The organism is Frankia sp. R82, from assembly GCF_023716925.1.
Lineage (GTDB): Bacteria > Actinomycetota > Actinomycetes > Frankiales > Frankiaceae > Frankia.
In genome coordinates, this window is record NZ_JAMQQG010000015.1 from 29143 (window position 1) to 44977 (window position 15835).

Consider the following 15835-nt stretch of genomic DNA (forward strand, 5'->3'; position numbering starts at 1 on the left):
GCTGAGCGACCACGAATCGGTGGGTGGCATCGGGCAGGGTGGCGATGGCGTCGCTAGATACGCAATCGGTCGTCTCATGGTTACTACTTGTAGATGGCGGCGCTGATCGAAGATCCACAGGAAACGGTCTGGTGGCCGCGTGTTGTCATGTGGGTGATATGCGCACTTTGTTGCGCGAGTGGGCTATACGGGTCGTCATAGGAGTACTCGTGTCCTTTCGGTCGACTACGACGACCTGGATGGGCGGATCTTGCGTGGCAGGGGATGGTTAATGTCCGGTTTATCGCCGTAGCCTCCACCGCTGGGGTTGCCGGCGGTGAAGGAATGGCGGAGCGTCGCTGGTCGATGTCGCCGACGCCCGGCCGGCGACGCCGCGCGGCAGGTCTGGTTCTGTCGGACCCGTGGCCTACCGTCGGGCTGGAGACGGAGGAGACGTTGCCGAGCATCAGCACACCGACCGCCGGGGCGCCGACCGCCGGGGCACCGACCGCCGGGGCACCGACCGCCGGGGCACCGATCGCCGGGGCACCGATCGCCGAGGCACCGACCGCCGAGGCACCGACTGGGACAACGACTGCCGGGTCACCAGCAGCCGGGACAGCAGCCAGAGCGGTGCGTAGTAACTCCACCATCGTCACCGTCGGTGCGGCGGAGTCCGTGGTGCTCGGCATCGAGGAGATTCGGCGGGTGCCCAAGGTGCTGCTGCACGATCATCTGGACGGTGGGCTGCGGCCGTCCACCGTGATCGAGCTCGCGCAGGAGGCCGGCTACCGGGAGCTGCCAACGGTGGATGTGGTCGAGCTCGACGGCTGGTTTCGCGGGGGAGCATACAGCGGTTCGCTGGTCCGGTACCTGGAGGCGTTTCGGCACACGGTCGCCGTGATGCAGACGCCGGAGGCGATCCGCCGCGTCGCCCGGGAGTGCGCCGAGGACCTCGCCGCCGACGGCATCGTCTACGCCGAGGTGCGCTTCGCCCCCGAGCTGCACGTCGAGCGGGGTCTGTCGCTGGACGGCGTGGTCGAGGCGGTGCTTGACGGGTTCCGTGCCGGCGCCGAGGGCACCCGGTTGCGAATCCGCGCGCTGCTCACGGCGATGCGCCACCAGGCACGGTCGCTGGAGATCGCGGAGCTGGCGGTGCGCTGGCGCGATGCCGGCGTGGCCGGGTTCGACATCGCCGGCGCCGAAGCCGGCTACCCACCCACCCGGCATCTGGACGCGTTCCAGTACATCGCACGGGCCAACGGGCACTTCACGATCCACGCCGGTGAGGCGTTCGGGCTGCCGTCCATCTGGGAGGCGGTGCAGTGGTGCAACGCCGATCGGCTTGGGCACGGGGTGCGCATCGTCGACGACATCACCGTCGATCCGGACGGCAGGGCGATCCTCGGCGACCTTGCCGCCTATGTGCGGGACGTGCGGGTGCCGCTGGAGATGTGCCCCTCGTCGAACGTGCACACGGGTGCGGCCCCGAGCATCGAGCGTCATCCGATCGCCCTGCTGCGTCGGCTGCACTTCCGGGTCACGGTGAACACCGACAACCGGCTGATGAGCGGGGTGTCGCTGTCGAGTGAGTTCGCGACTCTCGCACAGGTACATGGCTACGGCTGGTCGGATGTCCGCTGGCTCACCCTCAACGCGATGAAGTCGGCGTTCCTGCCGTTCGACGAGCGGCTCGACCTCATCAACACCGTCATCAAACCCGGTTTCGCGCCGTACGCGGCGCCAGATGCGCAGGAGGAGTACGCCCGGTGAGCGAGGGTGCGGTGGTCGGCGCGGACGGACAGGCCCGGTGCCCCTGGGGTCTGTCCGCGCCCGAGTACATCGAGTATCACGACAGCGAGTGGGGTCGGCCGGTACGGGACACGGTCGGGCTGTTCGAGCGGATCACGCTGGAGGCGTTCCAGTCCGGGCTGTCGTGGCTCACGATCCTGCGCAAACGGCCCGCGTTCCGGGCCGCCTTCGCCGAGTTCGACCCGGCCGTCGTCGCCGACTACGGTCCGCATGACGTCGAGCGGCTGCTCGGTGATGCCGGCATCGTCCGCAACCGGCGCAAGATCGAGGCCACGATCGTCAATGCCCGGGCCGTACTCAACCTTGACGTGCCACTCGGCGATCTGGTCTGGGCCCACCAGCCGCCCGCGGCTCCCCGCCCGCGCAGCCTCGCCGACGTCCCGGCGACGACACCCGTCTCGGTGGCGCTGGCCAAGGCGCTGCGGGCAGCTGGGTTCGTCTTCATCGGCCCGACCACCGCCTACGCGCTCATGCAGGCCTGCGGCCTGGTGGACGACCACCTCGCCACCTGCTGGGTGCCGCGTGCCCCCGCCGACTAGGCGCCCGGCCGCCGGGCGCCTACCGCAGGATCGCCCGCCGGCCGGCGGCCCTGCGTCCGGCTGCCCTCCGGTGAGCGGCTCTCCGCTTGGTCGCCCGTCGCCGGGCCGAGGCGGCCTAGGCGGGGAAACCGGCCAGGACGTCGGCGGAGGCGGACAGGCCAAGCCGGGTCGCGCCGGCCTCAAGCAGGGTCGTGGCCTGCTCGGCGGTCCGGATGCCGCCCGAGGCCTTGATCCCCAGTCGGCCGCCGACGGCACCTGCCATCGAGCGCACCGCCCGCACGCTCGCCCCGCCGGCGGGATGGAACCCCGTCGAGGTCTTGACGTACTCCGCCCCGCCGGCCTCGGCGGCCCGACAGGCGGAGACGATGTTCGCGTCGGGCAGCAGCGCCGTCTCCAGGATCACCTTGAGCACCACGTGCGGCGGCACGGACAGCCGCACCTCGCTGATCTCGGTCTCGATCGCGCGCCAGTTCTCGTCCATGGCGTTCGCGATGTCGATCACCATGTCGATCTCGGTGGCGCCGTCCGCCACGGCCCGGCGGGCCTCCTCGGCCTTGATCACCGTCAGGTGGTTGCCGTGCGGAAACCCGACCACCGAGGCGACGGCAAAGGCCGGCTGCTCAGGCTGCCCGTCCCGGCGGGCACTGGCCGCGGCCAGGTACACATGGGTCGGGGCGACGCAGACCGCGCCGACGCCGAGCTTCGCCGCCTCGGCGCACAGTGTCAGCACCTCCTCGCCGGTTGCGGCCGGTGCCAGCAGCGTGTGGTCGATGATGCGGGCAACCTCCGCCCGCCGCAGCCCCATCGCGGCCGGGGGGTTCCCGGACTCCCTGGTTGGACGATCGGGGCTGGCGGGAACGTCTGTCATACGTTGCATCATTGCCGACCGACCGGCCCATTGCCGATCGACCGCGGCACTGCCCATCGGCCGCGCTACCGGTCATCGGCCGCGCTACCGGTCATCGGCCGCGTTACCGGTCATCAGCCGCGTCGCCGCTCGCCGGCCGCACCACGGCCCACTGTCCGCACCTTCGCCGCTTCGTTCGCCCGAGGAGTCAGTCCGTGCACCTGTACGTCGTCGACCATCCGCTGGTCGCCTCGTCACTGACCGTCCTGCGCGACGAGCGCACCTCCCGGGCCCGCTTCCGGCCGGTCCTACACGAGCTCGCCACCATGCTGGTCTACGAGGCGACCCGCACCCTGCCCACCATGCCGGTGACGGTGACGACCCCGCTGGCAACCACCGCCGGGGTGCGCCTGGCCGCCGAGCCGGTGGTCGCACCCGTGCTGCGCGCCGGCCTCGGCATGCTGCCCGCCGCACTCGCGCTGCTGCCCGAAGCCCACACGGCGTTCCTCGGCCTGTCCCGGGACGAGACCACCCACCAGCCGAGGGTCTATCTCGAGGCCCTGCCCGACGAGCTGACCGGCCGGCCGGTACTGCTGCTCGACCCGATGCTCGCCACCGGCGGCTCGGCCCTGCACTGCCTGCGCCTGCTGCACCACCACGGCGCGCGGGCAGTGACGCTCGTGTCCGTCGTGGCTGCGCCCGAAGGGCTGGCCGCGCTGGAATCCGGCCTGCCGGCCGAAGCCGCGGCGGACCTCACCGTCGTCGTGGCCGCCGTCGACGAACGCCTCAACGACATCGCCTACATCGTCCCCGGTCTCGGCGATGCCGGCGACCGCATCTACGGCGTCTTCTGACCCCTGGCGAGCGCTCTTCGCTCGGCGCCACCGACCTGGACGGGTCGATGAGAAGGCGCCCCGGGGCAACCGGTCAGTCCTCGCCGGAGAACCGTTCCCAGGCCGCCTGCTTGGACACGCCGAGTGCCGCTCCGATCCGAGTCCAGCTGATGCTCCGGCGGCGCAGGACGTCCACGTAGTCGTGGACTGCGGCATCGGCCTGGGCAGCCACCGCCTGAACCTTGGCGAGGCCGGTCAGTAGGTCGTCATCCGGTCGCTCGTCCCAGGAGCCGAACCCGGGCGTGGGCTCCTCGGCAATGATCAGATTGCACAGGTCCACGCACTCGTTACAGATGTAGACACCCGGGCCGGCCACCAGCTTGCCCACTGCGGCCTTGTCCTTGGTGCAGAACGAGCAGCGCAACGTCTCCAGCCGGCCCTCACCTGGAACCGGGTTCCGTGTGCTCGCCATTGCGTCAGGCTATCCTTGACGACTTTGTTTCGTCAAGGTTGCCTTGACGCGCCTGGGTCCGTCGGCGCGTCGCCTTGAGCTCATGCATCATCCGGGACGGAAACCGTCCTCGTGCGTCATCCGGGACGGAGACCGTCGTCGAGTTCGGTCAGCAACTCGTTGACGGCTGAGACCAGGGCGGTCAGGCGGGTCTGCGCGCGCGCACGGGCCGGGCCGACGGCGGCCGGCGTCGCGCCCGGCACCGGCTCGACGACCTCGAGATAGGCCTTGAGCTTCGGTTCGGTTCCGCTTGGGCGGAAGATCACCCGATCGGTGCCGAGGAACAGCATCAGCACGTCCGCCGGGGGCAGCTCCGCCTCCGCCTCCGCCTCCGCCTCCGCCTCCGCCTCCGCGCCCAGGCTCGGTCGTCCGGGACAGAGCAGGTCGCGCCGTCCGGTCACCGGCAGGCCGTCCAGATGGGACGGCGGGGTGGCGCGCAGTCGGTGCATCACGGCGGCGATCCGGTCGGGGGCGGCGAAGCGGACCGAGTGCTGCGCGGTGATGTGTACGCCGAGGCGGGCGGCCAGGTCGTCGAGCAGATCTAGCAGGGTCCGGCCACGCTGCCGTGTCGCGGCGGCGAGCAGGACGACGGCCAGGGCCGCGGTGATCCCGTCCTTGTCGCGGACGAGGTCCGGGGCGAGCGCGTAGCCGAGAGCCTCCTCGTAGCCGAAGGCCAGCCGCGGGTCAGCTCGCATGATCCACTTGAAGCCGGTGAGGGTCTCGTGGTGCGGCGTGCCCCGCTCGTCGGCCAGGGCGTGCAGGCTGCGGGAGCTGACCACCGTCGTCGCCACCGGTCCCGGCCGGTTGGCCAGCACCAGGTCGGCCAGCAGCAGCCCGATCTCGTCTCCGGTCAGCAGCCGGCCGCCGACCGCGACGGCACACCGGTCCGCATCCGGATCGGTGGCGATCACCAGGTCGGCGTTGACCCGGTCGGCGAGGGCCAGCGCCCGGTCCAGCGCGCCGGGCTCCTCCGGGTTCGGCCAGCGGACGGTCGGAAAATCCGGATCGGGCTCGGCCTGCTCCTCGACGACGATCGGGGCGGCGGCCCCGGCGGCCGCGAACACCTCGGCCAGCACCCGTCCACCTACTCCGTGCAGGGGCGTGTAGACGACGACAAGCTGATCATCGTCATCGTCGTCGACTTGGACGCTGGCGACTTGGACGCTGGTGGTCTGGGCGCTGGTGGTCTGGGTGTCGGTGACGGGGGAGCCGGTGGCTCGGGAACCGGCCGGGACCGCCGGATCGCGGGTCGTGGAAGCCGCCAGGGCGAGCGCGGCGGCCGCGGCGGCGTGGATGTACTGCGTGACGATGCCCTGGTCGAGACGTCGCCAGTGGTCGCTGAGGGGGAGGGCGGCGGCCGGGCCGGCCTGGGCGATGCGGCGTTCGATCTCCTGATCGGCCGGAGTGACCAGCTGCGCACCCCAACCCGGGTCGTCCGCGGTTCTGCCCCCACCGAGATACACCTTGTAACCGTTGTCGCCGGCCGGGTTGTGACTTGCCGTGATCATGATGCCGGCATGGGCGCGCAGCCGCCGCACGGCGAACGCCAGCACCGGGGTCGGCAGCGCCTCGGGCAGCACCAGTACCCGCAGCCCCGCCCCGGCGACCACCCGTGCGGCGTCGAGCGCGAACGCCGCACTGCGATGCCGCGCGTCATACCCGACGACGACCAGCGGCACGTCCGGACCATCGCTTCGACCGTCGTCCGACGGTGGGCCCTTGTCCGTCAGCGGGCCCTTGTCCGACGGTGGGTCACCGTCCGACGGTGGGCCATCGTCCGACAGAAGCCAGGCGGTGAGGCCTGCGGTGGCCCGTCGAACGACGGCCGTGTTCATCCCCGCGGGTCCCGGCCGTAGCGGACCGCGCAGACCGGCCGTGCCGAACTGCAGCGGAGCCCGGAAGCATGCCGCCAGCCGGTCGAGTGCTGCGGGGTCGCTACTGGCAGCGATGCGCAGCCGGGCCAGCTCCTGCCGGTCGTCCGCGTCGGGGTCGGCCGCCAGCCATGTCTGGACCGCCTCGGCGAGTGCCAACGGCAGTTCCGCTGGCGGCACGATGCCCACCTCCTCGGATCTGGACAACTTCGCACCAGGCCTGGCCCAGCTCGGCGCTGTGCACGGATCCCGTGCCGACCTTGGCCCGTGCCGACCTTGGCCCGTGCCGTCAGATGACAGTGTCGCGCGACGTGCCGCCCCGACGTTTTGCTGTAGTCGGATGATCGCTCAAACGTGCCGAGGCTTGGAGAAGGATTGTCTCCTCGGATTCTTCACCAAGCCTCGGCAGGATCGCGATCTTGTGAAGCTCGCTCGGTCTTGTGGTCCGTCGACACGGGATTCGCTGCATCGGGCATTGGCATGGATACGGAAGGTTTTCGCCCGAAGCCGAAGCCGAAGCCGAAGCCGAAGCCGAAGCCGGTGTCGGTGCCAGGGCCGAAGCCGAGGCCAGGGCCGAAGTCGAGGCCGAGAGCAGGGTCGGTGGCGACGTGGCGACGTGGCGTCAGAGGCGGGTGGCGAGGCTTGCGAGCAGCTGGCCCATGCGTTCGGCTGAGGCCGCGCCGGCGGTGAGGACCTCCCGGTGATCCAGTGGGGCGTCGGTCAGGCCGGCGGCGAGGTTCGTCACCAGGGAGAGGCCGAGAACCTGCGCGCCCTGCGCCCGGGCGGCGATCGTCTCGTGCACGGTGGACATGCCGACCAGGTCGGCGCCCAGCGTGCGCAGCATGCGGATCTCTGCTGGTGTCTCGTAGTTAGGCCCGGGCAGGCCGGCGTAGACCCCTTCGGCGAGCGAGGGGTCGACCCCACGGGCGAGGGCACGCAGCCGCGGCGCGTAGGCGTCGGTCAGATCGGTGAACCTGGGCCCGACCAGCGGGGAGCGGCCGGTGAGGTTCAGATGGTCGGCGATGAGCACGGGCTGGCCGATCTGCAGGCCGGCGCGCAGTCCGCCGGCGGCGTTCGTGAGCACGACCGTGGTGGCACCGGCCGCACAGGACAGTCGTACGGCGTGCACCACCCTGGACAGGTCATGGCCCTCGTAGGCGTGCACCCGGCCGAGGAAGACGAGCAGCCGGCGTGCACCGAAGCGCATCGACCGCGCCGAGGGCTGGTGGCCAGCCACGGTCGTTCCGGTCGGGAAGCCACCGAGCTGCGCGAATGTCACATCGACGACGTCGTCCGCCTGGCCTGCCAGAACATCGGCCGCAGAGCGCCAGCCGGAACCCAGCATGATCGCCACTTCATGTCCCGCGGCACCGGTCAGTTCCGCCAGACGGGATGCCGACCGCGCCGCGTCTGGTGGCTGTTCCGGCGGTGTTGGGTGACCCGCTTGGACTACCCGTTCTGGCTGCTCCGTGTGCTGCGACTGGTCCTGCACGCGGCGACTGTACGGGTCGGTGGGGGAGACTGGCACCCGTGCCTCTGTTGCCGTCCCATCGCCGTCTGCCGGACATCCCGCTCGAACCGGGCGAGTTCACCGAGGTGGTGCTGCGCGGCCGGCTGACCGACCCTGAGGGTGCCGGTCGGTTCACGGCGAAGGCGGAGGCCTTTGTCGGACGTCGCGTCGGTGCGTCCCGCTGGATCGTGCTGACCGATCGACGGCTGCTGGTCGTCGCGCCCTTTCCCCGCGAAGGGGACTGGTTTGACGTCGTGTTCGACCGTCGTGAGGTGGCGGCGTCCCGTGGGGTCCGGCATGGGGATGTCATCACGGTGGAGCTGAGCTCACCGCGTGGCCCGCAGGTGCTACGGGTACCGACGCGGCTGCGTTCTGAGGTCGTCCGGTTCATCCGGGCACTGCGTCGCTAGGAAGCCCGTCGCTAGGAAGCCCGTCGCCAGGAAGTCCGGCGTCGCCAGGAAGTCCGTCCCCACGAAGCTTGCCGTCCCCACGAAGGTCGGCCGGAGGTGCCGGTTGAGCGGGCGGCGCGGGACTGGCCGGTGTTAAGCGGGGCGGCCCGCCGGCGGCCTGGACGGACCGTCACCGGGCGGCGGCCGATAGGGTCGGCGTGGAACCCACGGCGGGCGTCCGCGGCGCGGTGGGCCGAACCGAACAGCGATGGGAACGACGGACCGATGACTTCAACCCAGCCGGCCACCGGCGAGCTACCGACTGCGGGACGGGAGAACATCCCGGCTGCCGGGCGGCGCACCGCCATGCGCACACACCTGTGCGGTGACCTGCGGGCCAATCAGGTCGGCCAGACGGTGTCCGTCTGCGGCTGGGTGGCGCATCGCCGCCAGCACGGTGCGGCGCTGACTTTCGTCGACCTGCGCGACCACTCCGGGCTCGTCCAGGTCGTCGTCGACGGCTCGGTCGACGTCCGCTCGGAGTACGTGCTGCGGATCACCGGCACGGTGGTGATCAGGCCCGAGGGAACGTCGAACCCGGGGCTTGCCACCGGCGAGATCGAGCTGCGCGACTGCACGGTGGAGATCCTGTCCACCGCCACGCCGCCGCCGTTCCCCCTGGACGACCGGGCCGACGCGGTGGACGAGTCCACCCGGCTGGCCTACCGCTACCTCGACCTTCGGCGTGAGCGGATGCAGCGCAACCTGCGTACCCGCTCGGCGGTGCTGGGTGCGATGCGGGCAGCGCTGGCGCCGCTGGACTTCGTCGAGGTCGAGACGCCGCTGCTCATGCCGTCCACGCCGGAGGGGGCACGGGAGTTCATCGTCCCGTCCCGGCAGTTCCCGGGCAGTTTCTACGCACTGCCGCAGTCGCCGCAGCTGTTCAAGCAGCTGCTCATGGTCGGCGGCACCGACCGGTACTTCCAGTTCGCCCGCTGCCTGCGCGACGAGGACCTGCGTGCCGACCGGCAGTACGAGTTCACCCAGCTCGACATCGAGATGAGCTTCGTCGACCAGGACGACATCCTGGACGTGATCAGCGCGGCGGTGCTCGCCGCCGCCCGCACCGTCGTGGGTGGCGAGGTGCCGGCAATCGAGCGGATCACCTGGCACGAGGCGATGAACCGGTTCGGCGTGGACAAGCCCGACCTGCGCTTCGGCCTGGAACTCGTCGAGCTCACCGCGATCTTCGCCGACAGCGGTTTCAAGGCGTTCGCCGGCGCGGCCGCGATCAAGGGCATCCGGGTGCCCGGCGGGTCGGCCGGCCACAACCGGCGGAAACTGGACGACCTCACCGACCGGGCCAAGTCGCTGGGCGCCAAGGGCCTGGTCTGGATGCGGGTCGGCGCGGACGGCGCGCTCGAGTCGCCGGTACGCAAGTTCCTCTCGGACACCGAGGCCGCGGGCATCGTTGCCGCGACGTCGGCGGTCGAGGGCGACCTGCTGCTGCTCGTCGCAGACGAGTGGGCGACCGCCTGCGAGGTGCTCGGGCAGCTGCGCAACGACCTTGGCCGGCCCCCCGCGGGCCAGGGGCCGCTGCGGTTCGTCTGGGTGGTCGACTTCCCGCTGTTCGTCGGAATCGACACGGTGACCGGACGGCCCAAACCCGGCCATCACCCGTTCACCCGGCCGCATCCCGACGACCTGGAAAAGATGGAGTCCGACCCGCTCTCGGTACGTAGTCGGGCCTATGACCTGGTGCTCAACGGGTGGGAGCTCGGTTCCGGTTCGATCCGAATCCACGAGAGCGAGCTGCAGCAGCGCATCTTTGGTCTGCTGGGCATCACGCCCGAGGAGGCGAACGCCCGCTTCGGTTTCTTCCTCACCCCGTTCGGCTACGGCGCCCCGCCGCATGGTGGCTTCGCCGTCGGCATCGACCGGCTGGTGGCGATCCTCGCCGGGGAGGAGAACATCCGCGAGGTGATCGCTTTCCCGAAGACCCAGTCGGGCCTGGACCCGCTCACCGGCGCGCCGACGCCGGTCGCCGACCGCCAGCTGCGCGAGCTCGGGGTTAGGGTCGTGGCCGCAGCTGCTTCGGCCGGGTCCGGTACTGCCGCGGGATCTGGATCTTCGGCTGGTTCTGGGGCGAAGTCGGGCGGGTAACCGTCGGTCGAAAGGGTAGTCACCTCGTGCGGTCCGCATGCGTGGCGGATTGGCGACGGCTGCCCGAGGCCGATACCGGCCCCGATCCGAGGAGCCCGCGTGCGGATTCCCTTCTCATCGTCCACCAGCTCGAGCCTTGGTATCGAGTGGGAGCTGCAGCTGGTCGATTACCGGACCCGGCAGTTGCGCGGCGATGCGAGTGCGATCCTCGACGAGCTGCGTACCAAGATCGGGGAACAGGACGCGGCGAAGGCCAAGCACGAGCTGTTCGACTCCACGATCGAGGTGATCACGGGCGTCTGCGGGTCGGTGGGTGAGGCCACCGCCGATCTCGCCGGCACCATGTCCGTCCTGCGCGATCTGGCGGAACGGCGTGGCCTCGGACTCATGTGCAGCGGCACCCATCCGATCAGCGACTACGCCAGCCAGCGGATCACGGAGGACGACCGGTATGCCAAGCTCGTCTCGCAGATGCAGTGGATGGCCCGGCGCCTGCTGATCTTCGGAGTGCATGTGCATGTCGGCGTCCGGTCGCCGGACAAGGCCATGCCCATCATGAACGCGCTGATGGCGTACATCCCGCACTTTCTCGCCCTGTCCGCCTCCTCGCCCTACTGGCTGGGTGACGACACCGGACTGGCCTCCTCCCGGTCGCAGGTGTTCGCCAGCCTGCCGACCGCCGGGCTGCCGTACCCGTTGGACGACTGGCCCGGGTTCGAGGCGTTCATGGGGACGCTCATCGCCTCTGGAACCATTGAGACGATTCGCGAGATCTGGTGGGATATCCGGCCACATCCGAACTTCGGCACCGTCGAGCTGCGGATCTGTGACGGTCTGCCCACCCTGATGGAGGTCGGCGCAGTCGCCGCCCTCGCCCAGTGTCTCGTGGACCGGATGAACACCCAGATCGATCGCGGCTACCGCCTGCCCACGCCGAAGCGCTGGCTCGTCCAGGAGAACAAGTGGCGCGCGGCACGCTACGGCCTCGACGCGCACATCATGATCGACGGCCAGGGCGCGGTCCGGTCGGTCCGGGATGACATCATCGATCTGGTGGAGGATCTCCTTCCGGTTGCGCACCGGCTTGGCTGCGCCGGGGAGCTGGCGGACGTCCTGTCCATAGTCGAGGTCGGGGGAAGTTCCACCCGCCAGCGAGAGGTTGCCCGGCGGGCCGGTGGGGATCTTTTCCCGGTCGTCGATACCCTGCTGGCGGAGATGGAGGCCGGTCGTCCGATCGTGGACGGTCCGTTCCCCTCCGCTGCGGTCCCGTCGTCCTCATCCCCGGCGGGGCCGGTGTCGGGGCCGGTGTCGGAGGCGGCGGGATCGGCGGGAGCAGACGGATCGGTATCGCACCCGTCGTCGGTACCGCCACTGGCGTCGCGGCCGTTCTCGTCGGCGTGAGCGTGCCGTGGGCAAGATGGTCAGCCCGCGGTGGACAGGCGTCCGGGCCCGCCTGGGTGTCCTGGTTTTGGTCCCGGAGCTGGCCTGGTCCTGGGTCCGCAGCGAGTGGGGGTAGTAGAGAGGTGCCCGGCCGGGCTATGGAGGCGCACGAAACCGTCGCGGTCACAAGGTGGCTGGCCGCCCACGAATCCGAGCTGATCGCGCTGCGTCGCGATCTGCACTCCCATCCGGAGCTCGGCCGCCAGGAACGCCGCACCACGGGCCAGCTGGAGGTGAGGCTGCAAGCTGCCGGACTGAACCCCCAGCGACTTCCGGACGTCCCCGGCCTGTGGTGTGACATCGGTGCCGAGGCGGACGGCGATCCCGCGGTTCCCGTCGTCCTGGTACGGGCGGACATGGATGCTCTACCGTTGCCGGACGCCAAGGATGTGCCCTACCGGTCGACGGTGCCCGGTGTCACCCATGCCTGCGGTCATGACGTGCACACGGTAATCACTCTTGGTGTCGGTCTCGCGCTCGCCGAGTATGCGCGGACCGTATCGCTGCCTGGAACCGTGCGACTCGTGTTCCAACCCGCGGAGGAACTGATGCCGGGCGGTGCGCTCGACGTGATCGACGCTGGCGTGCTCAAACCGGTGTCCGCCGCGATCGCCGTGCACTGTGATCCGGCTTTGGACGTGGGGACCATCGGTCTGCGAGCCGGTCCAATCACCTCTGCCGCGGACGCTCTTGAGATCACTATGGCAGGCCCCGGCGGCCACACGTCGCGCCCGCAGAACACGGTGGATCTGATTTACGCGATGGTGCGCCTGGCTGCGGACCTACCAGCCGCATTGGGACGTCTGGTCGATCCGCGTTCAGCCCTGTCCCTGGTGTGGGGCCAGATCCAGGCCGGAACCGTGGCCAATGCCATCCCACGCTCCGGCCAGCTACGCGGCACCCTGCGCACCCTGTCTCGGGAGACCTGGGACGCCGTTCCAGCGCTGGTGACTCGGCTCGCGGAGGAGCTCGTCGCGCCGTACGGTGCGCAGATCGTGGTCGACTACCGCCGTGGAGTGCCCCCGGTGGTGAACAACGCCGAGGTTGTCGACGTCTTCCAACAGGTCGTCGATGCCGCACTGGGACACGGCGCGTCGGCCACAGTCGCGCAGTCTCTCGGCGGCGAGGACTTCGGCTGGTACCTCAACCACGTGCCCGGAGCCCTGGCCCGGCTCGGAACCCGCGTCCCCGGTGGATCCATCCACGATCTGCACCAGGGCACCTTCGACGTGGACGAGCGGGCCATCGGCGTGGGAATACGCTTCCTGGCCGGCTCCGCTCTCGAGCTGTTGCGGCGACCACCGGCCATCGACTGAGTGGCCATCAATTCACGCTATGCAGTTGGACGGGAACGCAACTCGTTAACGTAGTCTGCTGGCGCGCCGGCCTTTTCGGCCGAGTCCGCGATCATATTGAGATACCAGCGAGACGGCAGCCCGCCTTCATAGGAGTTCAGCACGTAGGTCCAGGCAAGGGCCTCTCCGTCGAGAGTGTGTACGCGGACGCGGATCCGGGTGTACAGCCCGGTGTCCGCTCCCTCCCAGATGTCGAGTCGCTCCAGATCGTAGCGATCAAGATCGTAGAGAAGGGCGTAGGCATGCGCGCCCGGCGCCTCGACGATCGTCGCGAGTGCGCCGTCCCACCCGACATCTTCTCCGCCGAAGGTCAACCGCCACCCGTTGATCCATCCGGTGCCGGTGACGGGCGAGTGGGGCGTCCGTTCCTTCATCTGAGCCGGGTCGAGGTTGCCGGCGTATGCCGCGTACAAGGTCATGATGGTCTCTCGGGGTGACGGTGCGTTGCCAGGGCTACAGGTTGCTGGTCGGTACTGGAACCTTCGCGATCTACGGCACCCTCCCCACGGAGACTCCGCCTGCGATCCTACGGAGCTGTCAGTACCGGGAGGAGCGACGCCATCCGGGAGGGGGAAAATACAGGTAGGAGTGGTCGGGATCGGGAGGGCTTGTGACACGCATCGTCATTCTCGGTGGAGGTCCAGGAGGCTACGAGGCGGCACTGGTCGCGGCAGCCCTGGGCGCCTCGGTAACAGTCGTGGACTCGGACGGCGTCGGTGGTGCCTGTGTGCTCACGGACTGCGTTCCTTCGAAGGCGCTGATCGCAACGTCGGAGACCATGACGAATCTCGCGCTTGCTCCGGGACTGGGCATCCGCCCACACAGCCCTGGTGTGATAATCGACACGTCGACCTCGGCGGTTGCCTGGGGGATGCCTGGGGATCCGAACGTCCCTGCTCTCACGCCCCCAGAGGTCGTCGGAGTAGACCCGGTGCAGGTCTACGAGCGGGTCCGTGATCTTGCCAAGGCGCAGTCCCTCGACATCGAGCAGCGGCTCGAGCGGGAGAAGGTCGAAGTCGTGCACGCGACCGGCCGACTCGTCGGCCCGCACGCGGTTGAGGCAAGTAACGGTGAGACCTTCGTCGGCGATGTCGTTCTCATCGCGACGGGTGCCGCACCCCGGATCTTGCCCACCGCGCAGCCTGACGGTGAACGGATCCTGACATGGCGTCATCTGTACGACCTCAAGGAAATTCCGGAGCATCTTGTCGTCGTCGGTTCGGGCGTGACGGGAGCCGAGTTCGCCAGTGCGTACCGGGCTCTGGGCGCCGAGGTGACCCTGGTTTCCTCCCGTGATCGGGTTCTGCCAGGTGAGGATCTTGACGCGGCCCGGGTCGTCGAAGAGGTGTTTGTTCGCAGAGGGATTGAGGTGCTCAACCGCTCACGAGCCTCCTCTGTTCGGCGGATAGGTGACGGGGTGATAGTCGAGCTGTCTGACGGTCGAACGGTCACCGGCAGCCACGCCCTCATGGCCGTTGGCTCGGTGCCGAGAACGCGGGATCTCGGGCTTACTGACGTTGGGGTTCGTCTCGGACCGGGTGGCTATGTCAATGTCGACCGGATGTCGCGCACATCGGTACCCGGCGTCTACGCGGCAGGAGACTGCACCGGAGTTCTGCCGTTGGCCTCGGTCGCAGCCATGCAGGGCCGTATTGCGATGTGGCACGCGCTCGGTGAAGCGGTTAGCCCGCTGCGGCTGGGCACCGTCTCCTCCAACATCTTCACCGAGCCCGAGATCGCAACCGTCGGCATGACGCAGGTTATGAAGGATGCCGGGGCGGTAGCTTCCGAGGTTACCACTGTGCCGCTTTCGAGGAACCCTCGTGCCAAGATGATGGGAATTCAAGACGGTTTTGTCAAGCTGTTCTGCCGGCCGGGGAGTGGCAGTGTTCTTGGCGGTGTCATCGTCGCACCACGAGCATCCGAACTAATTCTTTCCGTCTCGCTTGCGGTCGAACACGGGCTGACCGTGGACCAGATCGCCCATACGTTCTCCATCTACCCCTCGCTCTCCGGCTCGATCACCGAGGCGGCCCGGGTCCTGCGACCACGCGACTTCTTCGCCGGCTTCGACAATCCCTCTTGATCCTCTGAGCTGTGCCTGAGCCGTCCGTGCTGTGAGTGGCTCAGGTCTACGCGTTGCGATTACCGCCGTCGGCCGACGTGGTGGCCCGTGCGGCGCACGATTCTCTGATCTTGACGGCGGCCTCAGCATAGGCCGGATGCGGCGCCGGATCTACTGCCGGATCGGATCAAATTTTTCTCGGCCTTATGGTCGTAGCCCCTTGAGTCCGTTCTTGCCGCCGGGTTGGCAGCTTTTCCGTGCTTCTTTCTTGGTGTTGTGGTCGTGGTTTTCGGTGGGTTGATGTCTGTTTCTTCGAGGGTGTGGTGGGGGGTTGCCGGCGAGCGCCTCCTGGTCTACTCTTCGAATGCACGTTCGAGCATGGTAGGTGGGTCCGGTGGTTCCTTCTGCCGGCTGGCATCTGCTGTCTCTGTGGTCGGTCGTGTTCTTCGGTTCTTTTTTCTGTCGGCTTTTTCTTGTCGGGAAGGGGGTGCTGGTGATGGCGGTGGGTGTCGAGGCGATGT

General features: G+C 69.1%; 13 protein-coding genes. 8 read left to right on the forward strand and 5 right to left on the reverse strand.

Annotated elements, in window-relative coordinates; genetic code table 11:
- Nucleotides 1-657 precede the first annotated feature (657 nt).
- Nucleotides 658-1752, forward strand: coding sequence for an adenosine deaminase (locus ND747_RS04665; protein ID WP_374216141.1), 1095 nt, complete (start codon nt 658-660; stop codon nt 1750-1752).
- A complete protein-coding gene (locus ND747_RS04670; protein WP_308204556.1) occupies nt 1749-2330 on the forward strand; it encodes a DNA-3-methyladenine glycosylase I in 582 nt (193 codons plus the stop codon). The genes ND747_RS04665 and ND747_RS04670 overlap by 4 nt, the downstream gene beginning before the upstream one ends.
- Nucleotides 2331-2445: 115 nt before the next feature.
- Here ND747_RS04670 and deoC read toward each other — a convergent pair whose 3' ends face one another.
- Entirely contained in the window at nt 2446-3198 is a 753-nt protein-coding gene (gene deoC, locus ND747_RS04675; protein WP_374216140.1) for a deoxyribose-phosphate aldolase, read from the reverse strand.
- 194 nt (nt 3199-3392) lie between these two features.
- Here deoC and upp point away from each other — a divergent pair, with 194 nt between their 5' ends.
- Nucleotides 3393-4031 (forward strand): uracil phosphoribosyltransferase, encoded by a 639-nt coding sequence (gene upp / locus ND747_RS04680; RefSeq protein ID WP_251732062.1) that lies wholly within the window; start codon nt 3393-3395, stop codon nt 4029-4031.
- 73 nt (nt 4032-4104) lie between these two features.
- Here upp and ND747_RS29185 read toward each other — a convergent pair whose 3' ends face one another.
- The 3 genes from ND747_RS29185 to ND747_RS04695 all read right to left on the reverse strand — a co-directional run bounded on the left by ND747_RS29185 (nt 4105) and on the right by ND747_RS04695 (nt 7779).
- On the reverse strand, nt 4105-4482 hold the full coding sequence (locus ND747_RS29185) for a ClpX C4-type zinc finger protein (protein ID WP_285899990.1): 378 nt from the start codon (nt 4480-4482) through the stop codon (nt 4105-4107).
- Nucleotides 4483-4598: 116 nt separating this feature from the next.
- Nucleotides 4599-6599 carry a phospho-sugar mutase gene (locus tag ND747_RS04690; RefSeq protein WP_251732063.1) on the reverse strand — a complete coding sequence of 667 codons (2001 nt, stop codon included), beginning with the start codon at nt 6597-6599 and terminating at the stop codon, nt 4599-4601.
- A 415-nt stretch (nt 6600-7014) separates the two neighbouring features.
- Nucleotides 7015-7779: a purine-nucleoside phosphorylase gene (locus ND747_RS04695; RefSeq protein WP_251732081.1), complete on the reverse strand. Its 765-nt coding sequence runs from the start codon at nt 7777-7779 to the stop codon at nt 7015-7017.
- A gap of 143 nt (nt 7780-7922) precedes the next feature.
- Here ND747_RS04695 and ND747_RS04700 point away from each other — a divergent pair, with 143 nt between their 5' ends.
- From ND747_RS04700 to ND747_RS04715, 4 genes are all read left to right on the forward strand, one after another.
- Nucleotides 7923-8312 (forward strand): hypothetical protein, encoded by a 390-nt coding sequence (locus ND747_RS04700; protein ID WP_251732065.1) that lies wholly within the window; start codon nt 7923-7925, stop codon nt 8310-8312.
- 264 nt (nt 8313-8576) lie between these two features.
- A complete protein-coding gene (gene aspS, locus ND747_RS04705) occupies nt 8577-10454 on the forward strand; it encodes an aspartate--tRNA ligase (RefSeq protein ID WP_251732067.1) in 1878 nt (625 codons plus the stop codon).
- A 99-nt stretch (nt 10455-10553) separates the two neighbouring features.
- The gene (locus ND747_RS04710) at nt 10554-11855 is read left to right on the forward strand and encodes a glutamate--cysteine ligase (protein WP_251732069.1); all 1302 of its coding nucleotides are present in this window, start codon (nt 10554-10556) and stop codon (nt 11853-11855) included.
- A 137-nt stretch (nt 11856-11992) separates the two neighbouring features.
- Nucleotides 11993-13210, forward strand: a complete 1218-nt coding sequence (locus ND747_RS04715; RefSeq protein ID WP_251732070.1) for an amidohydrolase — start codon at nt 11993-11995, stop codon at nt 13208-13210.
- A gap of 17 nt (nt 13211-13227) precedes the next feature.
- On the opposite strand, the gene ND747_RS04720 is transcribed toward ND747_RS04715, so the two are convergent.
- Complete coding sequence (locus tag ND747_RS04720) at nt 13228-13668, reverse strand: gamma-glutamylcyclotransferase (RefSeq protein WP_251732072.1); 441 nt, start codon at nt 13666-13668, stop codon at nt 13228-13230.
- A gap of 191 nt (nt 13669-13859) precedes the next feature.
- On the opposite strand from ND747_RS04720, the gene ND747_RS04725 reads away from it, so the two are divergent.
- Nucleotides 13860-15335 carry an NAD(P)H-quinone dehydrogenase gene (locus tag ND747_RS04725; protein ID WP_251732074.1) on the forward strand — a complete coding sequence of 492 codons (1476 nt, stop codon included), beginning with the start codon at nt 13860-13862 and terminating at the stop codon, nt 15333-15335.
- The last annotated feature ends 500 nt before the right edge of the window (nt 15336-15835 follow it).